The sequence below is a fragment of the Paenibacillus albiflavus genome, assembly GCF_004344915.1.
Classification (GTDB): Bacteria; Bacillota; Bacilli; order Paenibacillales; family NBRC-103111; genus Paenibacillus_AM; species Paenibacillus_AM albiflavus.
Genome location: NZ_SKFG01000010.1, coordinates 266,300 through 291,040 on the forward strand (window position 1 = coordinate 266,300; position 24,741 = coordinate 291,040).

The window sequence follows — 24,741 nt, forward strand, 5'->3', positions numbered from 1 at the left end:
TATGACCTATTTTGCGAGATTGACTGCGCATATAATTAACGCAGGAATCGATTTTGTAAGCGTTACCACAGGATGTTAAAAGGGATGGGTGATTCTATTGATGAAGAAAGCGAGCAAACAACTGCCTATTATGCTAACTGCATGCTTGTTGGCCGTAGCCGGCTGCTCCAAGACGGACACAAGCGAAAGCGCTGCCACTCCGGTAGGCGCAACTCCTGCCAGTGTTGCTTCACCGGAAAGCAAGGCGACACCTAAAGCGGGCGAGAAAGTGAAAATCGAATATTTTCAGCAAAAGACAGAAATTGCCTCGAAAGTAGACAAGCTCATTAGCGAGTTTCAAGAAAAGAATCCGAATATCATCGTTGAGCAGAATAGTGTGCCGAATTCGATGAACGTATGGACGATGCGACTATCGACGAACGATATGCCACCGGTCTTCAATCATTACCCGCACAATGCTGTATTCCAGAAAGCAGCGCGTGATGGAAGCATCGTTGACTTAACCAACGATCCACTCTTAAAAGATGTGCAACCAGCCATCCTGGAAATGAGCAAAATCGATGGGAAGAACTATTTGGTGCCGATTGCCCTCGCTACCCTTGGTGTGTACTACAACGAAGATATGTTTAAAGAGTTGAACCTTAGCATCCCACAAACATACAGCGAATTTATTGAAACGGCGGAGAAAATTAAAGCAGCAGGCAAAGTGCCCTTCTTGTTCGCTGACAAAGAAGTTCCCGCGATTAACTTTTCGACCGCAACGATGATGGGTGTGCAAGTGCCGAATGCGGAAAAGTTCTTCGACGACGTCATGAACGGAAAAGTCCATATCACGGATAATCCGGATATGAAAGTTTTCGCGAAGAAGATATACGATCTTCGCCAGTTCGGGCAGAAAAATTCATTGGGCGTTTCTCGAGAGGACAGAATTCGCGAATTTGCAAACGGCAAGGCTGCGATGTTCTTTGAAGGGATCTGGTCGATCCAACCAACGAAGGAAGCGAATCCAAATCTGAAGTTTGCAATGTTCCCGCTGCCAGCAGAGAAAGCAGAGGATACGAAAGTGCAAGTAACGGTTGATACGGGGATCGGTCTTCCCAAAGATGGCAAGAACCAGCAGGAAGCAAGGAAATTTATCGAATTCATGGCTTCGAAGGAAGCCGTTGAAGAGTATATCAGTACATCCCAGTATCCAGCGGCAATCAAAGGGGTGAAGAACAACGCAGTTGAGAACAAGAGCTTAAACGATCTGATTAACGATGGCAAAATTTACGCACCGCTTAGCCGGAAATGGCCGCCAGGTGCGCTTGATGAATTTGGCGCCGCTACGCAGGAACTGATCTCCACAGGCAATATCGATAATTATCTCAAAAAGCTGGATTCTATTTTCTACAATAAGCAAACTCAGTAGCGAATATTGCTTTCAAATTCAGGGGAGAAAAGATTCCTAAGCGTTGCGGGATCCTTTCTCCCTACTATATGCCCGAGAAAGAACATGACTAGGAAGATAGGAGGATTATAAATGGAAGGTATAGAAAAGAACCGATTTGCTGCAAGGAAAAAATCACTCGCTTTCCAGAAGCAAAAGCTGATATTCGTATTATTCACACTGCCTCCCGTATTGTTATATGTTGCGTTCTTCATATATCCTACGATAACCGGCGTCTATTACAGCATGACCGACTGGGATGGGTTCTCCAAAAAGTTTAATTTTATCGGACTGGACAATTACATCACCATCCTGAAAGATAGCCGCTTCCTCAATTCGATAAGCTTCACGTTGTATTATACCGTCCTGGATGTCGTTCTGAAACTGCTTATTGCGCTGTTCCTTGCGATCTTGTTAAGTGGCAAAGTAAAGTGGCGGGGATTTATGCGTTCTGTCTATTTTTTTCCGGCTGTCCTAAGCTTGATTGCGGTAGGGCTTATTTTCAATCAAATTTTTTATACAGTACTCCCTGCTATCGGTGAAGCACTCGATATTGAATGGCTAAAGGATAACTTATTGGCCGACAAGAGCACAGCCGTCTACGGAATTGTATTTACGAATTTATGGCAGGGCGTCGCTATACCTATGGTTATTTTCATGGCGGGACTTGCCAGCGTACCACAGGATTTGCGTGAAGCAGCCATTATCGACGGAGCAGGTCCGTTTCAGCGCTTTCGCTCGATTACGCTGCCCTTCTTGATTCCTATGTTAAACGTCAATTTGATCATTGCGATTAAAGGCGCGATTACCGTGTTCGATTACATTGTCGCGATGACTGACGGAGGACCAGCACAAGCAACGGAATCGGTCGGATTTTTGATTTACCGTCACGGACTGAACGAGATGAAATTCGGCTATGGCACTGCTGAAGCAATCTATGTATTTCTGCTGATTGCGATCATTTCTATCGTACAAATCAAGCTGCTCAATCGAAAGGAGGCTGGGCAGCAATGAAAACGAGCCGACTCGCGCAAATATTGAAATACGCCGTTCTAGTGCTCGGTATGCTCTTGATCGCTGCGCCGATGTATTTTACGGTAACGATCGCCATGAAAACGCCGACCGAAATGACAACCAGCTTTTTTTCTCTCCCGTCTAGTTTTTACTTGGGCAATTTTGAGCAGGTGATCAACAAGGGGAAGTTCTGGTTGTTTTTAGGGAATTCGTCGTACATCACGGTCGTCTCGATCGCAGTCATGCTAATTTTGATTCCGATGTTGTCGTATGCAATCTCTCGGAATGCTCGAAAGCCTTATTTTAAATTCGTGTACGTGTTCATTTTGGCGGGCATCTTCATTCCTTTTCAGGCGATCATGCTGCCCGTTTATAAACATATGAGCTCACTGAATCTGCTCAATCAACCCGGATTGATCATCATGTATGTAACGTTCTCGTTTACGCAGGGGATGTTTCTATGTGTCGGTTTCCTCAAAAATGTGCCGCTGGAGCTGGACGATGCTTCAAAAATCGATGGATGCGGAGTGTGGCAAACTTTTACACGTATTGTCTATCCGCTCATGATGCCGATTCTCGTGACGATTCTGATTTTGAATAGCCTCTGGATTTGGAACGATTTTATGCTACCGCTGATTATGTTGAACAGAACTTCGGATTTTTGGACGCTACCGCTGTTCATCTACAACTTTAAAAGCGAGTATAGCTTTGACTACAATTTGGCGTTTGCCGGCTTTTTCATGACTATGCTGCCGATTCTTATTCTATATGGATTTGCGCAAAAGTATATTATCGGAGGGCTTACTGAAGGAGCATTGAAATAATACGCTGTTTTGTTAAAAAAACTCTCGTTCCTAACGATGTCTAATCATCAGGGACGAGAGATTTATTTACTATCATCCAAGCCTGTATATTGAATTAGTGAGTAACATTTGAATTAAAATCGTCATAGCTGGATAGATCACCGTGGTAGAAAACAATATCTCCATCCTTCAAGTCAAATCGATTGCCATACGGGTCTCTTATCGTCCTCTGAAACCCTTCCATTAACCACTGATTATCAAATGGAAATGAATCATTTTCTAATGGATAATATCGCAGATAAGGTTGATCTAGCTTCTCATCACGTATAGTTTCCACGTTGAATCTGACGATGATGTACCCATTTTTCAGAAAAATAGGAGATTTCTCATCTAGGCCATTATGCGTTCGCCCATACTCTGCTAGATTGGTTCCTTGTTTTACCACATATACACGGGCTGGGAGACTATATTCTCCATACCACTGCTGCTCGGCTGCTAATTTACGCTGCTGATCCACTCCCATTGGAGCATTCATAAGCCCAGTAAATACACGCACTTGCTGAGGTAGAATCAGCCAGTTATATTTGCCAATCCAAGTCGGTTTTCCTGTATTTGCTACATAGTTATCGATATACTGAGTACGACTTATACCTGTTATGGGATTGATCGAAGTGTCATGATCATATAGATACATCGCCGTATTCCGAATATCTTGAATCGGAACGTTACGCAGTCGACTATTTAGTATGACCTGACGTTTTTCCAGATCATCTGCTGAACCCACTTTGACAAACAGCTTGTCATTCGTGTGGTAATACAAATCTACTTCTTGACGATTACTGCCATCCTTGTTTACAAAATAGAATCTAGGTGTGATCCGAATCGCATCTCCTGTTCCAAACATATTCCCTTTGGTTCGTAAATCAAAACTGAATTGGTAGCCTGTTTTGATTGCGATATTCTTATAACCCTGAACCGGGTGGCTTCCTTGGCGAATCGGCAGCAAATAAGGGGCTTGATTGCCTCTTGGGGCACCATCGATATCTTTATCTCCCACGTAGTAGGCTGCTCCAGTTGGTTCACTATTGAGGGTAGTCTTACGGAAAACCGTTTCCCAGTTAAAGTCAGCGATATCTGTAATGCGAAAATCATAGAGTCGACCTACGACATCTACTTTGACGACATCCGTAGCGACATGGTGGGCTAGATTCGTATTCGCATTCGGCTGTGAGGTGAAAGAAGGTGGCGCATTCTCGGCTATCGTACGGAATAAAACATCATAGAAGCCTTCGTCAACCCAGACAGGCAGATTAAAGGTTGTATTGAGCTGAGCAATCGGGATGTCGATCCACTGCCCTTTCGGATAAAAAATGGTTTTATCTGCGTTATAAACATCAAACGGGAACCACACTTGTTTATTTCGAACATATTTGGCATAATCGCGATTTCCATAGCCGGGGATATTCAGATGCTGCCCACTGGTTGGAATCGTAACGATAAACGGTCGATCTAGAATAACTGCTGAGCGATCAAGTGCTGGATTGATTTTCTGGTTGTGAGGTCTATCATCTGAAACGGAGGAGTAATTAACAGCTGGTGTATGTACGGTGACTGTGTTGATGCCATTGATGGGGTAACTCTTTGGGCTACCGCCCTTGATTCCAAGCACTAAATTATAATAGATGGTTCCTGTACTTGGTGTGTTGGCTTTATTTACGAGTGAACTGCTAATCAAATTACCGTTTTTATAAAGCACATTATTGTTAATTTCACTTGGCTGTGGGATTTGTGAAGGCGTAGGTGCGCTCTTCTCTGTTTCCTGGTTGTCCATGATCTTAGAGCCGTTAAAGGTTACAAGATCGTTTTTTACTTTGTTCTGTCCGACAGCTCCTTCAGCTTGGGAAGTAAAATCTTCAGGTTTTACATCCGGACGTTTATCTCCCCCGGGTATTGTCTGAGATAGCTCAACTGATTTACACGAAGCAGGAGTAACATGGTCCTCAAATGAATCTGAGTTCTTAGCGTCTACACTTGGCGCAGAATAGCCATTTGGCGTAAGTATTACGCTGCCACCTGGTAGCGCGTAATTCTCCATCGTAGCTTTCTCGATTCCGTAGACTTCTAAGTTGTCTATTGTCCAATACGAAAAATCTCTTACGATTTGATAATCTTTTTCAACTACTTCCGTTTCACTCATCGGTGTTAACATTGGCGGTAAAGGTTTACCATCAGGACCATTCCCATTTTCCGTTTTTTCAGTCCATGTGAGGGTATATGTTTTCTTTACGTTAACCGTAAACGTGTAGGTTCCTGTATTGTTTACAAACTCATGTTGGAATAAGTAGTTCTTTCCGAAGGCATTGGCATAGAGATTCTCTGATGTAGGTATACCTTGAAGGACATCAAACTGCTCGTTACCACGTTGATCTGCTTTGATAACTCCGTGGGCTGTAGGGTCCATTGTTGTAGCTTTGTTAACAGTTCCTTTTGAGGGACCAGATACCGTAAATGAGCAAGAACCACCTGGACCACCTGGACCACCAGGATCGCCGCCTCCAGGATCGTCGCCTTCGACAGCCCAAACGGTCATTTTAGGATATTTGTAGACGTAGCCTATAACTCCGATTTGCCAACTGTTATAATACCTGAGACCTCTATTTGGATCATCTGGTTTAGTGTAAACCTCATCCTCTTCAACGTCGTATCTCGCTTTAAAATCAAAATAATAGCTCATATCTGCCTTAACTATCTTAGCTTCCCCAATGCTCACAATATTGCCCTGTTGTAATTTTCTCTTACCGTTATCTAAATCAAATTTGTCTTTATCGAAACCCAATTCATCCACATCAGCAATCTTTACTTTATCTCTTGTGTCAGTAATAGTAAGTTCGGAAATCTTCATCGTACCTTGACGATAATCACTAACTACATTGCAATATAGAATGTCTCCTATTTTGGGGTCATTTGGATAAGGTCCGCTTGTTTCTATACAAGCCCCACTAGGAGGACGCTCATAAACACTTGGATTCATTTTGCTTGTATTGTGCCAATGTCTACCGAAGAAATCGTACATCCACACTGATTTATTAGTAGGATCTCTAAACCATGAAAAAGAAGCCTCGTTTATTTTTTCAGTGCCTGTTGCTTCCATCTTTTCTCCCGCAACTTCTCCTATGGAATACTTATTGCCGCTTGATTTAGAGAGTGTCTTTATCACCTTCGTTCCCGACTGATCGCGCAGCTCAACACGATAATTACCTTGAAGATTTACCTCCACATCAGGAAACGAGAGCTTGGGAGATTTAGCGATTACGTAGTCGCCTTTATCGAAAAGTATCTTTGCAGGGTCAATTGTTACATCAGAAATTTTCTGAGCTTGTCCACTAGCAGCTGAAACGTAAGATGCATTCGCCCCGAGAATGCTCAGGGCGAGTAGCAGATACAGCAGTTTTTTATACACCTTCATCACCTACTTACTAAGTGAATAATCAATTTTTGATGAATACAACTGATCTACACCTGTAAATCCAAGTTCTTGTGAAGGTTCGAGATAAATCGTTATACTACTTTTCTTGTTTACCTGAAACTCGCCTTTAGGAATTAATGTTCCTGTTACAATTCGTATATCGTGATGTCCTTTTTTAAGGTCTCTAACGGATGAAGCTAAATATCCCCTGTTCTCTATATACTCCGCATACATAGTAATCTCGTGTGGTTTTCCATCTGCTTTTAATTTGTCTGATTTGAAATCAAAATTATCTGTAAAAAATTCTACACGGCTAAATCTAAATTCGTCTAAATCTTTTTCCAAATCCAACACCATATGATTCACTGAGAACAAAGCATAACTGTTTGTGGGTACATCTGTACGGTGAGTAATTTTGCTACCATCTCTATACATCCAACGTGCATTTGGAGGAATTAAACTGCGATTCGGATCATTTAGATCATCCATATCTACTATCACATATTTTTCAACTTCACTGTATCCAATCTTTCCCTCTTGTCGCATCAAGTTATCTTTAAATTTTGTACCGACCTTATTATAATCATAAGCAAAATACTGCGGTAACATCGTTAAAACGTTCGTCTTATGCCAAACAATCTCTGCGCTTGATATAGCATACTTATCTAAGGGTAGTTTAACGCCAGCCTTAACCGATAAAATCCGTTCAATAACCGCTACAGCTTGCGCTCTTGTCGTTGTCTCCTCTTCTGCTAGAAGCCCTCCTGGATGTCCGTGAATAAGCCCGTTACTTGTCGCTAGGTACATCCATTTGTTTTCCTCGGTAGTTGTTTCACCAATAGCCCTAGAAGCCACACGAGCCATTTCAAAGCGTGTAATAGGCTTGTTCACTTCCTGTTCACTCAAATCATTATTAACGATCAATTTCTGCTCTTTAGCTGTATTCCAATACTTCGAATACCAAGCACTATCATCTGTAGAAAGCTTATACTTTAATGCAGCAGCAGCCATTTTGATAAACTCAGCTTTGGTTACGGTTCCCTCTGGGTTAAATGTCTCATCAGGATAGCCATCTACATAACCTTTTTCTACTGCATCAATGATATCTTTCTTTGCCCAGTGGCTATCTTTAACGTCTGTAAATGCCTTTGCTTTTATTGTATCCTCAGCTTGACTTACTCCACTTAACGTTCCTAGTAATACACTCATTAATAGAATCAGGATTCCTTTGCGCATCTCGAATAAATCCCCCTTTAAAATTTTGGAAAAGCAATTGATATAAGCTATGCACACCCCAACTTGAATGTAAAACATACAGTCAAAATCACAGTTTCTGCTTAGAATTAACTTTTGACTGCAAAAAGTACATTCAAAACTCATCGTTTTAGCTAATCTACCCCTACCTGCTACTTTTGCCTGCAGGAAATGCAGACAAAACTCAGAAATCGGCATTTTGGGCAATTTTGAATGTACAAAATGCATCCAAAAAATGTACTGCTTCTATTGTACTTTAGGTTTTGTGACTCCGAACGCACTCAGAAAAACCATAATATTCAGGTAATTTATACACCTCAATATATCATCTATCGTCATTATATCCAAGATTTGTATGTTTTTCAGCATTTTTCTGCTAATGAGTCGAATTTATACATGATCGGGGAAAATAACCTTTCTTAGCAGCGTCTATTTCACTTGTAAACGTTTCGACGATTGTATCGGTATAGTTGCAACTGCTTCTATAATAAATCTTGACTCCATCCCGAATCGCACCATAAATAACAGGCTTCTTCAGCAACCTGCTTCCTCCAAGCGCGTAATTGTTGTAATACTTCGCACCGATTGGAATGCCTTGGATAAAAGCAATCACGCCCATATCATTAATTGTGTTCGTCCACTCTTCTTCACTAATTAAGGGAAGTGTGAACGTGTATGTAATCCCATAATGACGCGCATACGTATTATGCTGATTAATGTAATAGGCAAGATCCTGCTGAATACTATTTACGATCGTACTCCTTCTAATCTGATCAAATTCCTCAGGCTTCTTAAGCAGTGGAATACGCGTACTCGCAGCTAGATCAGCCTGAAATCCTTTGCTCCACTGTTTATTTACCCGATCATAGGCGTACACATAGGTGTCCAGGGTAAAAGAAAGACTGTTGCCTGCTTGATCGACATAGGAATAGAATTTCTTAGGCTTCCATACATGCTTAACTTCCGGCTCCTGATTCACATTCTTATATTCTTCGGCGGAATAAATATAATAGCCATCGTAATCAATTACTAGAATGACAGGTATATAAGCTGCCAATACTTGTTGTGAAACAGGATCATCTGTGATTGAGAAATTCGTATATAGTGTGCGCAGAAATGCCTCTACCGCTTGTTCTTTGTTTGCTCTAAGTTTTTTTATCGATTCATATGTGGCCTCATACTGCTGCTTCTCGTTGAACCTGAGTACAGCAGCTGCATCTTGCACAGCTGCTGATAGATAAGTGTCATATAGTTGCTCAGTTTGCTGAGCTGTTTGCTGACTTTTCAACTGTGAATTCTGGATATATGTGAATGGGAATATAATCAAGATGAAAATAATCGCTAGATTAGTAATCTTCATTTAGCACCATCCCCCCGTATGGGATGTAAATCGTGGTATTGTCTCCTGTATTCGATCGATTCAGCAAATCGCGAAGCAGGGTCGCATTAGTACGATTCGTATTTTGAACCGTCACCTTAAAATAATCACCAACTGTCAGCTTATAGATTCGGCTTGGATCATCAATAGCCTTATAATTATCTGGAAACAGAATCTGCATAATCTGTTCCTGATAGAAGCCGTCGTAGTTAACTTCAAATGTCGATTGAAACGTGCCAGGATTAGCTGGATCCGTATAAACAGGGGTATATCGTTTATGTTGATGCTCCATCTGAAGATCAAACGTATTGCCTGTCAGCTGCAAAGCTTGTTCTAAATCGTTATACATGGTTGGCGTAATATGACCTTTATTCCGCACAGAATCCACGAAATTCACAACCAATTTATTCGTAATCAGGTACGAAATCTTATCTTGCTTCTCGTAAGAATCAGCTACTGGATACACATACAAGAGCATAACAGCTAGTATGGCAGCAACAATTTTGGATATGGCATTCACAAGAAGTGTACCCCCTACTAGCTTGGAATATAGGTCACTTTCATAAGTTGACCTTTCCCATCTCTTTCATAGACTGGTTTATAAAAACCAAAAACATTAATTTTGCTCACATCTGTACTATCAATGTCCAGATTATGTGGAAACAGCTCTGTATCCACCTGAATATCAATACCAAGATCACTAATGAGATAGATAGAGTGTAAAATTTCTGCACCTGACACACGATAATCTTCAGGTAGTACAAGCGTTGTATGAATATTACGATCTTGTTCCACTCTGACCGTGTTCGTTAATTCAACTGTTTGTCCGACATGAATAAACAAGATTGCATATAGTGTGAGAGCACCCACAAATAAGCTGATCGCAACAGTCAGATTGATCAATGCAGTAGATGAATTTCCCATAACAGTTTAAGTTTCTTGTACAAAAACAATGGCACGTATCGCATTGCTCTTGTCACGAATCAGACTCGACTTAAACTTCCCACTCGGATTAATATAATCATTATCTATCTCGCTTGTTGCATTCGTGAGTGAGCCAGTCGGCATACTCGCGCTAATTTTGCCATAATTCGGATCATCAGGGTTGCCTGTTACGATCACATAGTTATGATACCAAGACCCATCAATTCCAGCAGCTTTATTCTTTCCCGTTCTGACTTGAACGCCAAAACTGTCTTTATCTTTAAATTTACGAATTGCATTAAGCACCTGACTCCCCGACAGCTTCGTATTGTCATAGACCATGAACGTCTGTTCAGCCAGTTCCGTTTGAATAGCCGAGAACTCATTCTGTGCTTGCTTGGATGCGTCCTGAGCTGATCCAAACAAATTTACCACCAGTGTAATCAAAGCGATCGTTAGGAATAGTCCTGCTGCAACCAATAAGGCTCTTTGCGCATTACTCATCTCATTTCCTCTTTTCTATTCATTATTGTTGAAGCACCTTAACATATTGCGTCATTTGCACAGAGCTAATGTACAAGAGCGGAATAACTAAATACATGAAGATGAGTGCATACATAGGAGCAAATCCGATTAATTTTCCCCAACTTGATTTCTGTTCGATGACCTTCTCGTAATGCTGTTCCCGCTTTTGTTTATAAAATTCCTGCTCCATTTCTAAATCATCGAATGCAGCTTGCAGCGATATCTTCTCTACAGCTAACTGCAGCCGTTCAACTATACGTACAAAAGGAACAAATACAACCTCTTGTTTCAATTGCTCAAGCGCTCTTTCAGCGCCATAATCATAGTGAAGAAGACAAGTCTGTAATGGGGCACGGAAAATCATCGCTGAACGGTCCAGCCATTCGAGTACAATTTCAACAGATACACGTTCGAACGCACTCAGAATCCCAATCAAGGTATGGAACTGATCCACCTCATTCTGCATATCAATTTCACGCAAGCGCTTCTGAAACCGAAGAATCCAGACTGGAACATAATAAATCATGATACTGATCCCGAGTCCAATGACTAACTCCCACCACTTCAAGTACTCATCCTTCAAAATATTGATTTTTCCAAAAATTCGATTGGCAGTTAAGATAACAGATGCAGAATTACGATCTGTCTGAGTTGCTTCGCTTACCTTCTGAATAATTCGCTCCTTTACGACGATAGAACTTTGAGATAAATCTTGAATGATTGATCGATCAAACTCCGTTAATTGCTCAGCTTTAAGCTGTTCTTCCGGAGGTAATTTACCGATGTAATTCACTTGTTTAGTAGGCGCATGAAGAATTCGATCCACCGTCAAGGAATGCATGTAGAAGAATAACACCATTACCCCGATAAAACTAACAAAAGTTAGAAGCAGCCGATTCATATAGAACCATTCAATCGTAAGCGGTGAATTCGTCTCCTTTAACAAAGTTGATATTTGAAAATGCTGCTTGGTATGTTTACCAGGCACAAAACGATTGACGATCCATTTTATCGGAGGGATGTCATAAAGTCTCTTCCTCCATTGATTTCTTGCAGGTTTGATGCTGTAGTTCGCCTCATCATTCTCAAGCATTTTTCGTAAGAGAATATAAGATACAATGATGGTTAGAAATACAACAATTTTGAATAATAACCCAAACTGACCTGCATAAAAGTCACTAATTGCTGGGAAATACGTTCTAGCCCAATTCTCAATCGGTGAGGTAAAAAGCACAGGGAGCAGAGCGATCACCGTTAATCCTTTGAGCAAATGTCCTAATTTCTCTCTACGCAGTATGTCGAAGTTCATTTCCTGCGTAAGCTTGCTCAGTGCATTCAAATAAAGCGAACCGTTCTTGACCGTCTTATCTCCATATTCCATGATAAAAAAGGAAATACCCGCAAACATCTTCAGATAGCGATTCGGAGCCACTTCGTAATATTCATCCAGCTTCGCCTTCGGATTATACGAGGTAAGCATCTGATGAACCCGCTCCGCATGTAAAGCAGCTTCATAGCTTGATACTTGTGCCGCTTCATAAATCGCTTCATCGACCATTTTGTGCTGCTGATAATAATGCCGAACATGGCTTAGACATTGGATGAATTGTTTAATAAGCCGATCTTCAAGACGATTGACGAATGCATCAATCATCATGCCATTAATCACAATTAAACCAAGCAATACCCAAAAGAAGAGCATCAAATTAGGATTGATGATCATAATTAACAAGATAAGGATCAATGCGCTGCCAAGCGTTGCGAACGTAATTTTCATCGCTTCCTTACGCAAGGTATAACCGTCATACGTATGAATACTTTCAAGCCGTTTACGAATGTTGCGCACATATCGCTGAAGAAAGGGAACCTTCATCGACCAGTTATAGGAGCGTTGATACAGCTGCATTAATTTCTTCTTGGCTTCTTCTTTTGAGAGAAGCTCATCTATTATCGCTGCTGGCTTTTTGCCACCCTGGTGCTTGTAGCTTGTCCATAGAAAGAGAGCAAATAATACAAGAGTAATCAAGATTAGAATTGCCGTTAGCATCCACATTTGAAATCCATCACTCCCAATGCTCTTTTAGAAAAACATGAAATTCTTCTCGATCTTTACTCGACATGCATTGCTCCATCGCAGATATATTTCGATCCGAAATTCGATTACCGACAACATATTTACCATCCTTAAACTCTACTATGTTGCTTGCCTCGAACATTTGGCCTCCCAAAGCAGTTGCAGATTTCGTAAATTCAAGCGGAACACACTCTGTTATTCGTTCAATATAACGTTTGCCGTTATAGTCTTTGGTGAGATGAATATCAAAGTTAATCACTTGTACCACCTGCTGCTCTGCAATCATTTCATGATTGAAGATACCAACCTTAAGCAAAGAATTCCGCAGAGAAAAAACAAGATCCTTGAAAGTTTTGGCATGGTGTGTGAATACAGTGAATAAGCTCGCCACCTGCGACATCTGGATCATCCATGCAGCTACAGCATCAGTAGCCACCTCACCTAGAATATTAACCGCTCCATCCGTCTTCTTCTGGACATCTAGCCCCTCTTGACCTGAGATCGCATTCGTCTCGCGAAACGTTAGAATATTGCGCTCTGGATAAATATTGCGTGCATGCAGTTCAAACGCCATTTCCTGAATACGCAGCGTAAGCGTCGCATAGATCGACTTAATCATCGCCATCAGTAAGGTTGTTTTACCGCTGCCTTGTGCGCCTGTTATAGCAGTGATCCGCGCACCTTTCATCAAGAACTGTAGAAGTGCAATCGGGAGATACGCATTCTCATCCTGCAGCAACTTCTCCAAGCTGACATTCGGCAGATCAAATTTACGGACGAAGAATGCCCATGATTCTGCAAAAGGAGGGCGAACAACGACCACACGTGAACCATCCTTCATTTCATTCACCATGTAACCATTAGCTTCGGTTAACTGCCCAGGATTGTTATATTTATAGATGTTCTGACAGATCCGTTTAAGCTCAAGCCTCGAGCCAAAAGAGAGGAACGAGCAATGAATCGATTTACCTTTGTAAAACAACCAAATACTGCGCTGCGACATCTCGTCGTCCCCACCTGTCCCCGACACACCGCCTGATACGCCATCGATATTCATATCTCTAATCTCGTCAATGATGCCAAAGCCTTTGTAGTAAGCATAAATCCGTTGCACGATAATCGATAGCTTGTCCTCAAATGTTAATCTTGGGTTCACAGCTTGATAGATCCGCTGAATATCCTGCTCGGTGATGATAAAGGACTCACTCTCTTCATGCTCAATAACCGCCTTAGGCTCGTCCAACCTATAAATACGAATTATTTCGTTCAGTGCCTCAAATCCAACCTTGGATTTATAAACATATAGCAGAATATCGAATTTATCCTGAATCGTCAGCAGCTTACTGTCTTCAAAAGGAATCGCCAGATTAATCGTGTCTGCATTCAAGTCATAGGTTTGGATTAGCATATCGAACATGAATTGCTTGACATACGATTTATCACTGTAATCCCCTGTTGAACAACCTTTTAGAGCCTTTTTCAGCTCAGAACGCTGATTGCTGCGACGCTTGAACTCTTCTTCCGTCAGCCCCAAATCATACAGATTACTATTCGTTAGCTCACCGAGCTTCACCCGGATAAATTCCGTCATGTTCGTAATTGTGTATTTGTCTGTCTGGAGAGACTTCTTTATTGGAGTAGAACGCGGCCTGGCAAGCTTTAAGAACAAGAACAGGATGAGTCCAAGCGAAATGAGTACGATCAGTACCAAATTAATCGCTGCATAAGATAACATCTTAAGACGCTCTCCGATCCATTACTTTGGCATCCATATCATTCCCGACCTTCGACATCAACGCTTTAATAAACCGTCTGATCTCTTGTATAAAAAAGTAGTTCTCATGCTTGCGATTAATATTGCGCTGCCTGATGAAAAATTCCAATACCCGCTTATCATTGCATGCATCCTTATAATCCGTACAATACGGAATTGTATAAATGGGATCCTTGTAATCAAATCTTCTCGCAATATTCACCGCGGTATATTTCGAATTCGGATCGTATTGTCCAAGCACAATCATATACGGCTTCTTATTTAGCGCTTCTGGCCAATCCTGCTTAGAGAAGAAACGCTCTAATAGCGTCATATTCTGGCACAGATTCACCACAATAACATCGGAAGTCTCCAGCAAAGCGCCTGTTAGCGAATTCCTATTGCCACTATGTGTATCAAGCAGCACCGCATCATAATACTGACCTGCACAGCTAAATATACTCGTAATGTTATCCTTCATATTGTCATACAGCAGTTCTGTTGGTTTGGAAGTCCCCATAAGTAAATCAAGACGTTCGTTAATGATCGGAATGGTATAATCAGAGATCATTTCAGGCAATAACCTGTTGCTTCTAGCCAGTCGATCAAGCGCATCAATACCTGCGTTAGTAAAATAAGCATTCCGTTCCTCCCCAGCCGAGAAGACCGAGTAAGCAGATTCCAACGTAGACAATGACCACTGCGTTTGTCCCACGAGAATTCGCGTTGCATATTCAATACCTATCATCGTTGCTGCGGCAATAACATTTGAAGTTGAACCGACCTGTCCGTGCACATTTCCCCAAAAAGCAATTTGATTCAAGACAGCTTCCTCCTGATTGCATTTTTTAGCGCCTTCTTAATGGCATTTTCCTCTAAATCAGATACAATTCGAAGTAAACTAAGCAGATTACTACGATAATTCCGCGACAATCCCTTAAGTTGGACTTTACTTGCAAATTGATTAATGAGTTTAACTGCGTGATTATATTCATCGTAATGGATGGTAATCGTAGGTTCGATCCATGCAATAGGGACTGTATCCAGTGTGGAATCCAAATAGTTCTCATCCAAATGACAATCCGTATGATAGATGACTTTGCAGAGCTGGATTGTTTCCGATCCATGAACTTGGTACAAATGCTCCATTAACAATTGATTATGGACGATTGTGTGCCTATCATAATTCGCAACTAGGACAAGACTCTCATGCTCACTGTAGTACGCAAGGTAAGATTCATGATCGATATCAATCAACACATAATCATAGGATTGAATCATGTCCTGAGAAACAAAACCTGTCGCAAGATCAAAACCATCATGTTCGCACATTGGCATGCTGGATATACGAGATATCGCGTACTGATAATTACCATTCAAAGTTGCGTCTATTAATAAAACCTTATAGCCGCCAGTCGTTAAAATTTTACTCATATAAATGAGCAGATCACTTTTATCACAAGCTCCGATCATAAGTATACGCTTCATTCCATACGCCCCTTATTGCCCGTTATTACTATCGAGATTAAAAATCTGAGCCTGATCCTCATGCACATTTGAAGGCGTCTGTTCATTTGAAATCGGTAGTTGAGTTGGACTACTACTTTCATTAGCAACAATTGGCCTATTCTGAATACTAGGTGTACTAGCGCTTTGTTTGGACGTATAGGTCATTTTATCTGCATCTCCAAGTTCCGATAGTCTCTTCTCTAGAAGCTCGCGATGCTTCTTCTCAAGTACCGTTCTTGCGATGTGCACAATATTCGGGTCAGCTTGAATCAGTTCCAGAACCGTGCTGCTAACAGGATAGGTCGTAATCGCTTCGTTCTGCATGTAGGGATCTACATAACTGAGCGCATAGATTGTCGCTTGTTCCAAATAGGCATCTACAATGGCACTCGACATCGTCAATATTTCCTCTTCATCCATCTCAAGCCAGATGGTATCCAGATTTAAATCCATCACTTTCTTCTTCGTGAGTACAATATAATCATGACCTGTTGGGAACTTAATGCGAATATCAGCAAAATCGCCCGTCTTAAGCTTGCTCGGCAAGGTAATCAGCTTAAATTCGTTATTCCTCAAGTCATGAGGTGTAGCGCCGTTCACGAACAACATCGATTGGATGAGCGGCGTGTTCTGAGCAAGATCAATCTTGGTCACTTTTCCGATCGCATCACGCTTGTCTACCACATTCAGTGGCAGAATATCCTTAGGAAGCTCTTGCATAACAAGGGCATCATCTGATATTACCGTCCCAGCTGGAATATTGTGCCTTAGCACGTATACCTTTTGTTTATCCCTCTGCTGTTCCAGTAATAGCTGCTCAGCTTCTTGCACCTTATGCTCATAAGCAGTGATCGCCTCCTCATGTGATTTCTGTAACTCCTGATAACCCCAGAAAACAGCCCCACTTGATACGACGAGCATAAATAAAGCACCGATCGAGCCTGCCATGATTAAATTTTTGGTTCTTTGGCGTATAACAGCCATTCCAGCTCTCCTCTCACTTCATTACAAAAGATAAAATAATCACGATTATGATTACGCTTGAAATTACGAAGCTCAGCTTCCTTATTTTAGAAAAGAATAGCTTCGACGACTTCTCAGTAGGTATTGCCCCAATCATTGGTTCAATCATCTCCGCGATCGCTTGATTCATAATGAAAGGATCCGAATGACAAGGAATCGAAACAACCTGCGAATTCGTTATTTGCTTCGTAATGTCCTGAATCGACTGTTCCTCGGCGAAAGGAATTGCATACACACAACGATTCTGAACCGAATAGGGATAACACTTGTGAAACTTCAATAAATCATGCTGGCGCCATTCGCTGCCAGAAGCGACTACGATTTGCTTATGGGCACGTACAAATTCTTCAAACCAATGATTCTCGTAATAACATCCAATATCTAAGATGATATAAGCGTAGTTTTCCAGTAACAAAGGAACGACATCTGCTTGAAGCGCAGCCTTATAATACTCAGCACCGTTGATGATAAACTTGTCCGTAACATAACGAGGCTCTTTGAATCCTTCATAAACAGCTTCGATTCTGGCAAAATCCTGCGAATCATTCGCTTCGACAATCGCTACCTTTGCATTCTTGTAAGCGAGATAGTTAGCGATCATAAGCGCCGTATGTGTAGCTCCCGCTCCCTTATACACGCCTGTAACCGATACGATAACGGGACCTATAGGATGCTTGCTGGAAGCATGTTCAGCGCTAAGCTTATGCTGCTGCGCCGTATCCACCGATCCGACGCGGACTAAATCTCGTTTAACATCGCTCGCCTTCTGATAGCGGTCGTAGGGAGACTTACGAAGCAGCTTGTTGACAATAAACGTCAAATCTTGCGGCACATTTGGCTCGATTTCATCAAGCCGTTTCTGAGTGACGTAATAATATCTCCCCCTGCTAAGCAAGTAGTACATCACGGCACCTAGTGTATATAAATCTGTACGATGATCGGTCTGCTGCTCTTCGAATTGCTCTGGCGCTGCGAATCCTATCGTGCCAAGCTGTACAGTATCTGTCTGCTTGCCTTCTTTAAAGCTTCGTGCGATACCAAAATCGATCAATCGAATATTGTCGTTCTCATCAATCATAATATTGGAAGGCTTCAGATCCCGATAAATGATTGGCGTGCTCTGCCCGTGATGCAAGTATTCGAACAGTTCGCAGATTTGCATGGCATATTTCATGACCGCCTTGCTATCAATCCTTCGATTCCTGCGATCAAAGATACGCTGTAACGTATCGCCTTTAATAAAGTCCATGACCAAATAACTGGTTCCTAGTTCATCAGGCTGTATATAGTCAATGACATTAGGCAAAAAGGGATGATTCAGGCGAACCAGGATTTCGGCTTCATCAATGAATCTTTGAAATTCATCATTCTCAAGCATCGTTTCCTTGATTGCCCATTGCTTGCCACTTAGCTTAAGATCTTCTGCAAGATAAACCGTTCCCATACCGCCCTGTCCAAGCAAACCGATAATTTGATAACGACTCGCTAGAATATCAGCAATTTGCAGCTTGCTATTGTGCCCCTCCATCCTTATTAACACCTCCTACAAGTAATAGCATTAATTCCCCCCTTTATGGCTTCATCTATAGTTCAATTGGCTTATACAGCCCCTTTCACGCACAAAAAACCGCCCAAAACTCTAATGATTCAAGAGTCATGGGCGGTTCTTCCGCACTAATATTAACTTAATACTATGTTTATCATAATTTGTAACATTTTGCAAGCCTATTTATTATGAATTCGGAATATCTAAGCACCATTTTTCAGCCCATTTCTGAACTTCATTCATGGATCCTTCGAGGTCTTTCCCTTTATCTGTCAATTCATACTCGATTCGTACTGGTGTTTCGGGGTACACATGCCGAATAATAATTCCAGCAGTTTCAAGCTCCTTGAACCTCTCCGAAAGCATGCGGTCACTCATATTCGGGATCACATCTGATATATCTTTAAACCGTTTCGGACCACTTAGCAGTACTTTAATAATCATTCCTGTCCATCTTTTGCCTAGCAGCTCAAACGCGTCTTCGAATCTAGGACATAAACGTTCTGCCATGTTGACTCATCTCCTTAATAATATTTATTTTAACATAATTACTTGACAAAAAGATAGATACTAACATATTATACTTACATAAAGTAAGTAATTTATTATAAATAACTTATTAAAAATAAATAAGGAGTTGTCCATTTATGTTATCATCAATTGGTTTATTAGTTATTCGATTAGTAGTGGGGTTAACTTTAGCCGCACACGGCGCACAGAAATTATTCGGTTGGTTTGGCGGTTACGGTCCTAAAGGGACTGGTGGATTCTTCGATTCCATCGGTTTCAAACCAGGGGTATTTCTTGCCGTATTAGTTGGTTTAGCTGAATTTGGCGGCGGCCTCATGGTTGCTGCAGGCTTCCTCACTTGGCTAGGAGCTGCATTCATCACGATCGTTATGCTTGGTGCATTACTCAAAGTTCATGCGAAGAACGGTTTTTGGGTCACTTCAAACGGAATTGAATTCACGCTAATCATAATTGCAGTCGTTGTTGGCATTGCTTTCATCGGTGCTGGCGATTACTCGCTTGATGCATTGTGGTTTAAATAATAGCAAAGGGGCTATACCTCAGGTCATTCCACCTTGGTATAGCCCCTTCATCTTGTATTTATTCGCCAATCAAACTAACTTTAATATCTTTCAGCATCATGAACATTTCACCATTCGTCAGGTTATTCATGTCCTTCACGGCTGTGAACGTAGCTTCCTTCACGATCCCTGCCTTGATTAATGCAGCTTGAGCCTCACTTGGCGAGTTCACCTGAACTCCTAATCCAAGAGCGATCGTATAACTTGCTTGTTCTAAGGTTAGCGGTAGTTTAGCTGCTTCTTTCAGATCACCCTTAACCGCTTTACTTGGATCTGCTTTAACTGCATCCGCTTTAATCCGCTTCACTCCACTAATTAAGTTAGCCATACGAACTGGATTCGATTTCTTGCTGTAATCGTACTCTTTTTTGTAACCCAGATATTCGAGTCCATAGGCAAGTGCGACGCGAAGACCTTCATATTGAGGATCCTTCATGTAAGCATAAGGTTCAATTGTGAATGGATTAATATCCATGCCTTGCTTGTTAAGCTGTTCCTGCAGCTTGGCGATCAATTCCTTAGAAGCAGACAATTCACGGAACGTTATATTCGCATCCTGTGCAATTTTGGCAGCTGCTCCCGCTGCTTCACCTGTTCCCATACCAACTGGCACCGTACGTGCAGAACCATGCGGAAGGGTATCGAAGCTCGCTGCACGACCAACGACTAGCAGATTATCTACTTGAAGTGGAACGATACTGCGGAAAGGGATCGCATATTGATCCGTTTTCCCGACAACTGTTCCATCGCCTGCTGCGCTTGAATTCTGGATATCAACCTCATAGGAACCGAAAGCAATTCGATCCCATTGATCTTTATTCTCAAGGACATCAAGGATGTTTAGACGGTACTCACCTTCCGTATGACGCGTTTCACGAACATACAATTCAGGTGCTGTCACATCAAGCTCTAGTCCTGCAAACTCTGGGAAATGGGTTTTCATATATTCCACAACAAGCGGAACTTCCTTCATTCCAATTTCAAAAGCTTCTTCTCTTGATTTCGGATCTGATCCATCGATACCGAAAATTTGCAAGGCATTAATCAGCATCGTTTCGTTATTTTGACGACCAATGTTTAAACCGCGCATTTTGACACGTTCAGGATTACTTGACGGATATTGATACATTTCAAAATAACCCCACGCGCTGACATCATTGGCACCAGTATCTTTGCTATCGTCATTGTTGAGCTTGTCCTTGATATTTTTCCAAACCTCAGGCGTTACATTCTTTAAACGGAATACAAGAGTTACAGCCATCTTCGTCTTCGTATCGCCTACAAGATCTTCCCTGCCATATGTATAAGGAACACCTGCCGCTACAGCTAGATCAGCATCCTGCGATGCATCGATAACAGATTTGGATTTAATCGTTTTCTTGGTCCCATCGTGCAGCGTTACATTTACACCTTCAATCACTTTATTACCATTTGCTCCCGCTTCAGCCTTCATCAGCGGTTCTATCGCTTGTACCTGCAATAAGAGGTCAATGTTCTTCTCATTTTTCACCATTCTATTAAAAACATTGGCAGCTGTTATGACGTCGAATGAATCGCCCTCAATCTGACCAAACATTTCCGAGAAAATGCCTTTATTGAGTGGAACTTGTCCTGTAATTCCATTGCCGCCAGGCTTCCAGTTCATATCGATCGTATTCAACCAACCTAATGTAAATAAACCACCTAGTATTTCGCGATTATTGCCGTCCACTAACAAAGTTTTAAGTCCATTGCGCGAAGCAGATACAGCTGCTGCTATCCCTTCTGGATCTGTTCCGACTACAACGACATCATATTGATCCGCAATTGTCTCTGAAGAGGTAACCTTCTCTAGCACTTGAGGCTCTGCAATTTTGTGAGGATGCTTATTTTGATAGTATAATGCCGCCACTGCCGCTAATACGGTTATGATAATTAAAACACTCATGAGGATCAGCCATGATTTCGATTGTTTCCCATTAAATGATTTAGATTGATGTGCCATAATTCACCTTCCTGTAGTAAAATTTACGAAATTTCGTTTTATTCCACGAAATATGCGGATTCAAACAGAACTAGTGTACCATAAATATCCGCCGGAACAAAGGAAGAGCCATCTGGAACGATGGCTCTAATGGGTACGCCTTGGTTTGGCTCTCCATTTAGGATGCGCTGGAGCGAACTCTCCGCTCACTTCTGTATCGCTCGACTGACTACCCCAATGCAGTGCTTCATGATAGGTTGAATGATCGTGTTTCATTAAACTAGTAATCATCTTCTCTTTACTAGATTGATGCATGTAGGCTAACGCTCCTCTGCCCTCTTGGCCTCATAGTTGTTATCCCTATTGTTGCCAAGCATGCGCATCCTCATGCATTCTTCCTATTGCTTTGCTGGAGTATCTTTAGCTGTCTTTAGTTGATCCAAGTCAATTTGTAATTGCTTATCAATGGCTTCTAATGCTTGATCGATTGTTTTCTTGTCTGCTATGACTTCATCCATTTCTTTATTTGCGATATCATTCAGTTGGTACCGAACACCGTAATAATCATCGTGCTCAGAAGTCTCATTACGATTAAATGTCAATTCATAGAATGGCTCGAGCGATTTACCGTCCTTTAACGTCATATAGGATGTACGTGACCATAATTCGTTTGGCGTTTTCGAATAAACCCTTGCAATTTCATCACTGTTGATATATTTGATGAACTCCCATGCAGCTCTAATGTTGGAAGATTTCGAATTAATCGCGAAAATATCATTCAGGCTAAAATTCGTGCTTTGATCCGCTTGATCTCCGGCTGGGGCACTTAGAATCTCCCAATTAAAGCTTCGATCCTTCAGCGTACGTTCAGCTTGAATCAAGTTTCCAATTTCATAGGAACTAGCAATGGTCATTGCCGACTTCCCTGCAATGAACGGATCACGCAGCAACCATTCTTCCTGCGTAAATGTGGTACCTATTTCTAAATTGTTCTGATCTCTTGCAATGCAACCACTTTTATATACAGCGACAACTTGTTCAAATAGCTGCTTCCAGCTTGGTGTCAAAAGTGCCGATTTCCCTTCATTCTCAAGCGTTAAGCCACTGCTTTCAGCGATTCGCATCATCAAATTATAGGGGTCATTCCGATAGGTTCCTTGCGAATATCCGTATACGCGCTCCGAGCTGTCCTGACTTGCAGGGAATCGCTGCGCCAGCAGCATAACATCCTCCCAATTGAGCTTCCCTTCCGGAAGCTGGACGCCTTGCTTCGTAAACAAATCTCGGTTGATAAGCAGCACTTCATTAGAGAAGGTAGGAGACAAACCGTATAATTTGCCGCCACCCTTCATTTTTAAATATTCAATAATCGTCGGTTGAATGTTCTCGATATCAAATTTATCCTGTGCAATAACAGGCTCGAGATCGTACAGAAGCTGCTCGCCCACCAATCGCTCCATCTCCCCTGTGGGCAGCAGCAGAACATCTGGCTTCTCCGTCTCGATGAATTTGGCGTACATCGTCTTTGGATCCTGATTATTGGTGTACATATCCCTCGTTGACACGACCTCGATATTGATATTCGGGTACTTCGCCATAAACAGGTTTCCGAACCTCTGCATAAAATACTGCTCATCATAATACATGACACGTATGGTCGTTTCCTTCTTGTCATCTAGCTTGGCTAACGCTTGATCAGCGTCTGTTGAAGTCAAGCTGCAACCACTAATAAGAGCCACCATTAGGACACATAAGATCAACTTCATTACATTGTTTGGCTTCAATATTCTCGACCTCCTTCATATCTACTTCTGCAGTATATCGGATAACTCTTAACGACAGCCTATCCGATTGCTTAATAGATTCTGAAGAAAATCTTAAGCCCTGAATACTATGAATTTTTAAGTAAAGGAAGTCTAGTTTCAAAAATCGTTTGATTGCGTGTGCTTTGAACCGAAATATGACCTTCGTGCAGCTCAATAATGCTTTTGGTAATCGCGAGTCCTAAGCCAGTTCCCCCTGTTTCCTTGGATCTGGACTGCTCAACTCGATAGAACCGTTCAAAAATATAAGGTATTTCCTGCATAGGAATAGGTTCGCCATAATTGATCACTTTAATGATAACCTCATCTTGTACTTGTGAAATGTGGATATCCACATACTTGCCCTCTTTACCATATGTAATGGCATTCGCGATTAAATTCTCAAAAGCTCGAACTAATTGATTCGCATCTGCAAGTATAAACGTCGCTTTATTATCCGATTGAATACGATAGTCCATTCCCGACTTATCCAAGCTTGGTACGAACTCTTCGATTAATTGATACAGAAAATCATTTACTTCCAGCTTATTCCTCTCAAAACGATACCCATTATTCACGCGTGTATATTCGAATAAATCATCAATTAAGCTTTTGAGGCTCTTCGTTTTCTCATGCGCAATATTGGCATAGTAACGAAGCTCCACTTCATCCTTATATCGATCCTCATCAATTAATTCAAGAAAACCCAAAATCGAGGTTAAAGGCGTCCGAAGGTCATGCGATACACCAGTTATGAGATCATTCTTGGTTTTCTCCGCATAACGCTCCTCTTCAATCGATTGCTTTAATTGCGCTGCCATTTGATTAATATTGTGAGCAACATTTCCAAGCTCATCAACAGACTTAATACTTAGCTTATAGTTAAAATCACCTTTGGCGATTTGACGCAATCCAAATGAAATTTGCTCCAGATTTCGTATGATTTGCTGGCTAAGAATAAAATAAAATAGGATAAATAGCAATATTCCTGTTACATATATAAGGGGTCTGGACCCGATATGATTGATCACCCAAGCAATGGGTGCGGTAAAAGGCTCTACTTTAAACAGATAAGTGGCAAGTTGATTACCGATGATCAGCAGTCCAGATGTGATCGCAAGGCTTAAAATAACGGCTAAGATAAACTTCCACCGAATCGTATAAAGAAACTTCAATTCTCATCCCTC

Annotated in this window: 21 protein-coding genes; 4 read left to right on the plus strand and 17 right to left on the minus strand. The window is 41.6% G+C overall.

Annotated elements, in window-relative coordinates; translation table 11 throughout:
• Positions 1-100: 100 nt before the first annotated feature.
• From E0485_RS12255 to E0485_RS12265, 3 genes are all read left to right on the plus strand, one after another.
• Positions 101-1,411, plus strand: a complete 1,311-nt coding sequence (locus E0485_RS12255) for an ABC transporter substrate-binding protein (protein WP_132418328.1) — start codon at positions 101-103, stop codon at positions 1,409-1,411.
• Between the two features lie 111 nt (positions 1,412-1,522).
• Entirely contained in the window at positions 1,523-2,443 is a 921-nt protein-coding gene (locus E0485_RS12260; protein ID WP_132418329.1) for a carbohydrate ABC transporter permease, read from the plus strand.
• A complete protein-coding gene (locus tag E0485_RS12265) occupies positions 2,440-3,267 on the plus strand; it encodes a carbohydrate ABC transporter permease (protein ID WP_132418330.1) in 828 nt (275 codons plus the stop codon). The genes E0485_RS12260 and E0485_RS12265 overlap by 4 nt, the downstream gene beginning before the upstream one ends.
• Positions 3,268-3,361: 94 nt before the next feature.
• Here the strand turns inward: E0485_RS12265 and E0485_RS12270 are convergent, their stop codons facing one another.
• The 13 genes from E0485_RS12270 to E0485_RS12330 form a co-directional block, all read right to left on the minus strand.
• Positions 3,362-6,706, minus strand: a complete 3,345-nt coding sequence (locus E0485_RS12270) for a DUF5704 domain-containing protein (protein ID WP_132418331.1) — start codon at positions 6,704-6,706, stop codon at positions 3,362-3,364.
• 9 nt (positions 6,707-6,715) lie between these two features.
• Complete coding sequence (locus E0485_RS12275) at positions 6,716-7,948, minus strand: S-layer homology domain-containing protein (RefSeq protein WP_165921160.1); 1,233 nt, start codon at positions 7,946-7,948, stop codon at positions 6,716-6,718.
• A 394-nt stretch (positions 7,949-8,342) separates the two neighbouring features.
• Positions 8,343-9,326, minus strand: a complete 984-nt coding sequence (locus tag E0485_RS12280; protein ID WP_132418333.1) for a hypothetical protein — start codon at positions 9,324-9,326, stop codon at positions 8,343-8,345.
• Positions 9,313-9,864 carry a hypothetical protein gene (locus tag E0485_RS12285; protein ID WP_132418334.1) on the minus strand — a complete coding sequence of 184 codons (552 nt, stop codon included), beginning with the start codon at positions 9,862-9,864 and terminating at the stop codon, positions 9,313-9,315. Before E0485_RS12285 ends, E0485_RS12280 begins: the two co-directional genes overlap by 14 nt.
• Positions 9,865-9,881: 17 nt before the next feature.
• Positions 9,882-10,268: a hypothetical protein gene (locus E0485_RS12290; protein ID WP_132418335.1), complete on the minus strand. Its 387-nt coding sequence runs from the start codon at positions 10,266-10,268 to the stop codon at positions 9,882-9,884.
• Between the two features lie 6 nt (positions 10,269-10,274).
• The gene (locus E0485_RS12295; protein ID WP_132418336.1) at positions 10,275-10,772 is read right to left on the minus strand and encodes an ABC transporter permease; all 498 of its coding nucleotides are present in this window, start codon (positions 10,770-10,772) and stop codon (positions 10,275-10,277) included.
• 22 nt (positions 10,773-10,794) lie between these two features.
• On the minus strand, positions 10,795-12,846 hold the full coding sequence (locus E0485_RS12300) for a hypothetical protein (protein ID WP_132418337.1): 2,052 nt from the start codon (positions 12,844-12,846) through the stop codon (positions 10,795-10,797).
• Between the two features lie 10 nt (positions 12,847-12,856).
• Positions 12,857-14,602, minus strand: coding sequence for an ATPase, T2SS/T4P/T4SS family (locus E0485_RS12305; RefSeq protein WP_132418338.1), 1,746 nt, complete (start codon positions 14,600-14,602; stop codon positions 12,857-12,859).
• Between the two features lies 1 nt (position 14,603).
• Positions 14,604-15,443: a chromosome partitioning protein ParA gene (locus E0485_RS12310; RefSeq protein ID WP_132418339.1), complete on the minus strand. Its 840-nt coding sequence runs from the start codon at positions 15,441-15,443 to the stop codon at positions 14,604-14,606.
• Positions 15,440-16,108 (minus strand): hypothetical protein, encoded by a 669-nt coding sequence (locus E0485_RS12315; RefSeq protein WP_132418340.1) that lies wholly within the window; start codon positions 16,106-16,108, stop codon positions 15,440-15,442. Before E0485_RS12315 ends, E0485_RS12310 begins: the two co-directional genes overlap by 4 nt.
• A 12-nt stretch (positions 16,109-16,120) precedes the next feature.
• Positions 16,121-17,113 carry an SAF domain-containing protein gene (locus tag E0485_RS12320; protein WP_132418341.1) on the minus strand — a complete coding sequence of 331 codons (993 nt, stop codon included), beginning with the start codon at positions 17,111-17,113 and terminating at the stop codon, positions 16,121-16,123.
• 13 nt (positions 17,114-17,126) lie between these two features.
• Positions 17,127-18,680, minus strand: coding sequence for a serine/threonine protein kinase (locus E0485_RS12325; RefSeq protein WP_132418342.1), 1,554 nt, complete (start codon positions 18,678-18,680; stop codon positions 17,127-17,129).
• A 204-nt stretch (positions 18,681-18,884) separates the two neighbouring features.
• Entirely contained in the window at positions 18,885-19,208 is a 324-nt protein-coding gene (locus tag E0485_RS12330; RefSeq protein ID WP_132418343.1) for a winged helix-turn-helix transcriptional regulator, read from the minus strand.
• 137 nt (positions 19,209-19,345) lie between these two features.
• Here E0485_RS12330 and E0485_RS12335 point away from each other — a divergent pair, with 137 nt between their 5' ends.
• Positions 19,346-19,750 carry a DoxX family protein gene (locus E0485_RS12335; RefSeq protein ID WP_132418344.1) on the plus strand — a complete coding sequence of 135 codons (405 nt, stop codon included), beginning with the start codon at positions 19,346-19,348 and terminating at the stop codon, positions 19,748-19,750.
• 58 nt (positions 19,751-19,808) lie between these two features.
• On the opposite strand, the gene E0485_RS12340 is transcribed toward E0485_RS12335, so the two are convergent.
• The 4 genes from E0485_RS12340 to E0485_RS12350 all read right to left on the minus strand — a co-directional run bounded on the left by E0485_RS12340 (position 19,809) and on the right by E0485_RS12350 (position 24,729).
• Positions 19,809-21,773, minus strand: a complete 1,965-nt coding sequence (locus tag E0485_RS12340; protein WP_132418345.1) for an FAD-dependent oxidoreductase — start codon at positions 21,771-21,773, stop codon at positions 19,809-19,811.
• Positions 21,774-21,899: 126 nt separating this feature from the next.
• The gene (locus tag E0485_RS25095) at positions 21,900-22,067 is read right to left on the minus strand and encodes a hypothetical protein (RefSeq protein ID WP_165921161.1); all 168 of its coding nucleotides are present in this window, start codon (positions 22,065-22,067) and stop codon (positions 21,900-21,902) included.
• Between the two features lie 83 nt (positions 22,068-22,150).
• On the minus strand, positions 22,151-23,536 hold the full coding sequence (locus E0485_RS12345; protein WP_132418346.1) for an ABC transporter substrate-binding protein: 1,386 nt from the start codon (positions 23,534-23,536) through the stop codon (positions 22,151-22,153).
• A 107-nt stretch (positions 23,537-23,643) separates the two neighbouring features.
• A complete protein-coding gene (locus tag E0485_RS12350) occupies positions 23,644-24,729 on the minus strand; it encodes a sensor histidine kinase (protein WP_132418347.1) in 1,086 nt (361 codons plus the stop codon).
• Positions 24,730-24,741: the final 12 nt, after the last annotated feature.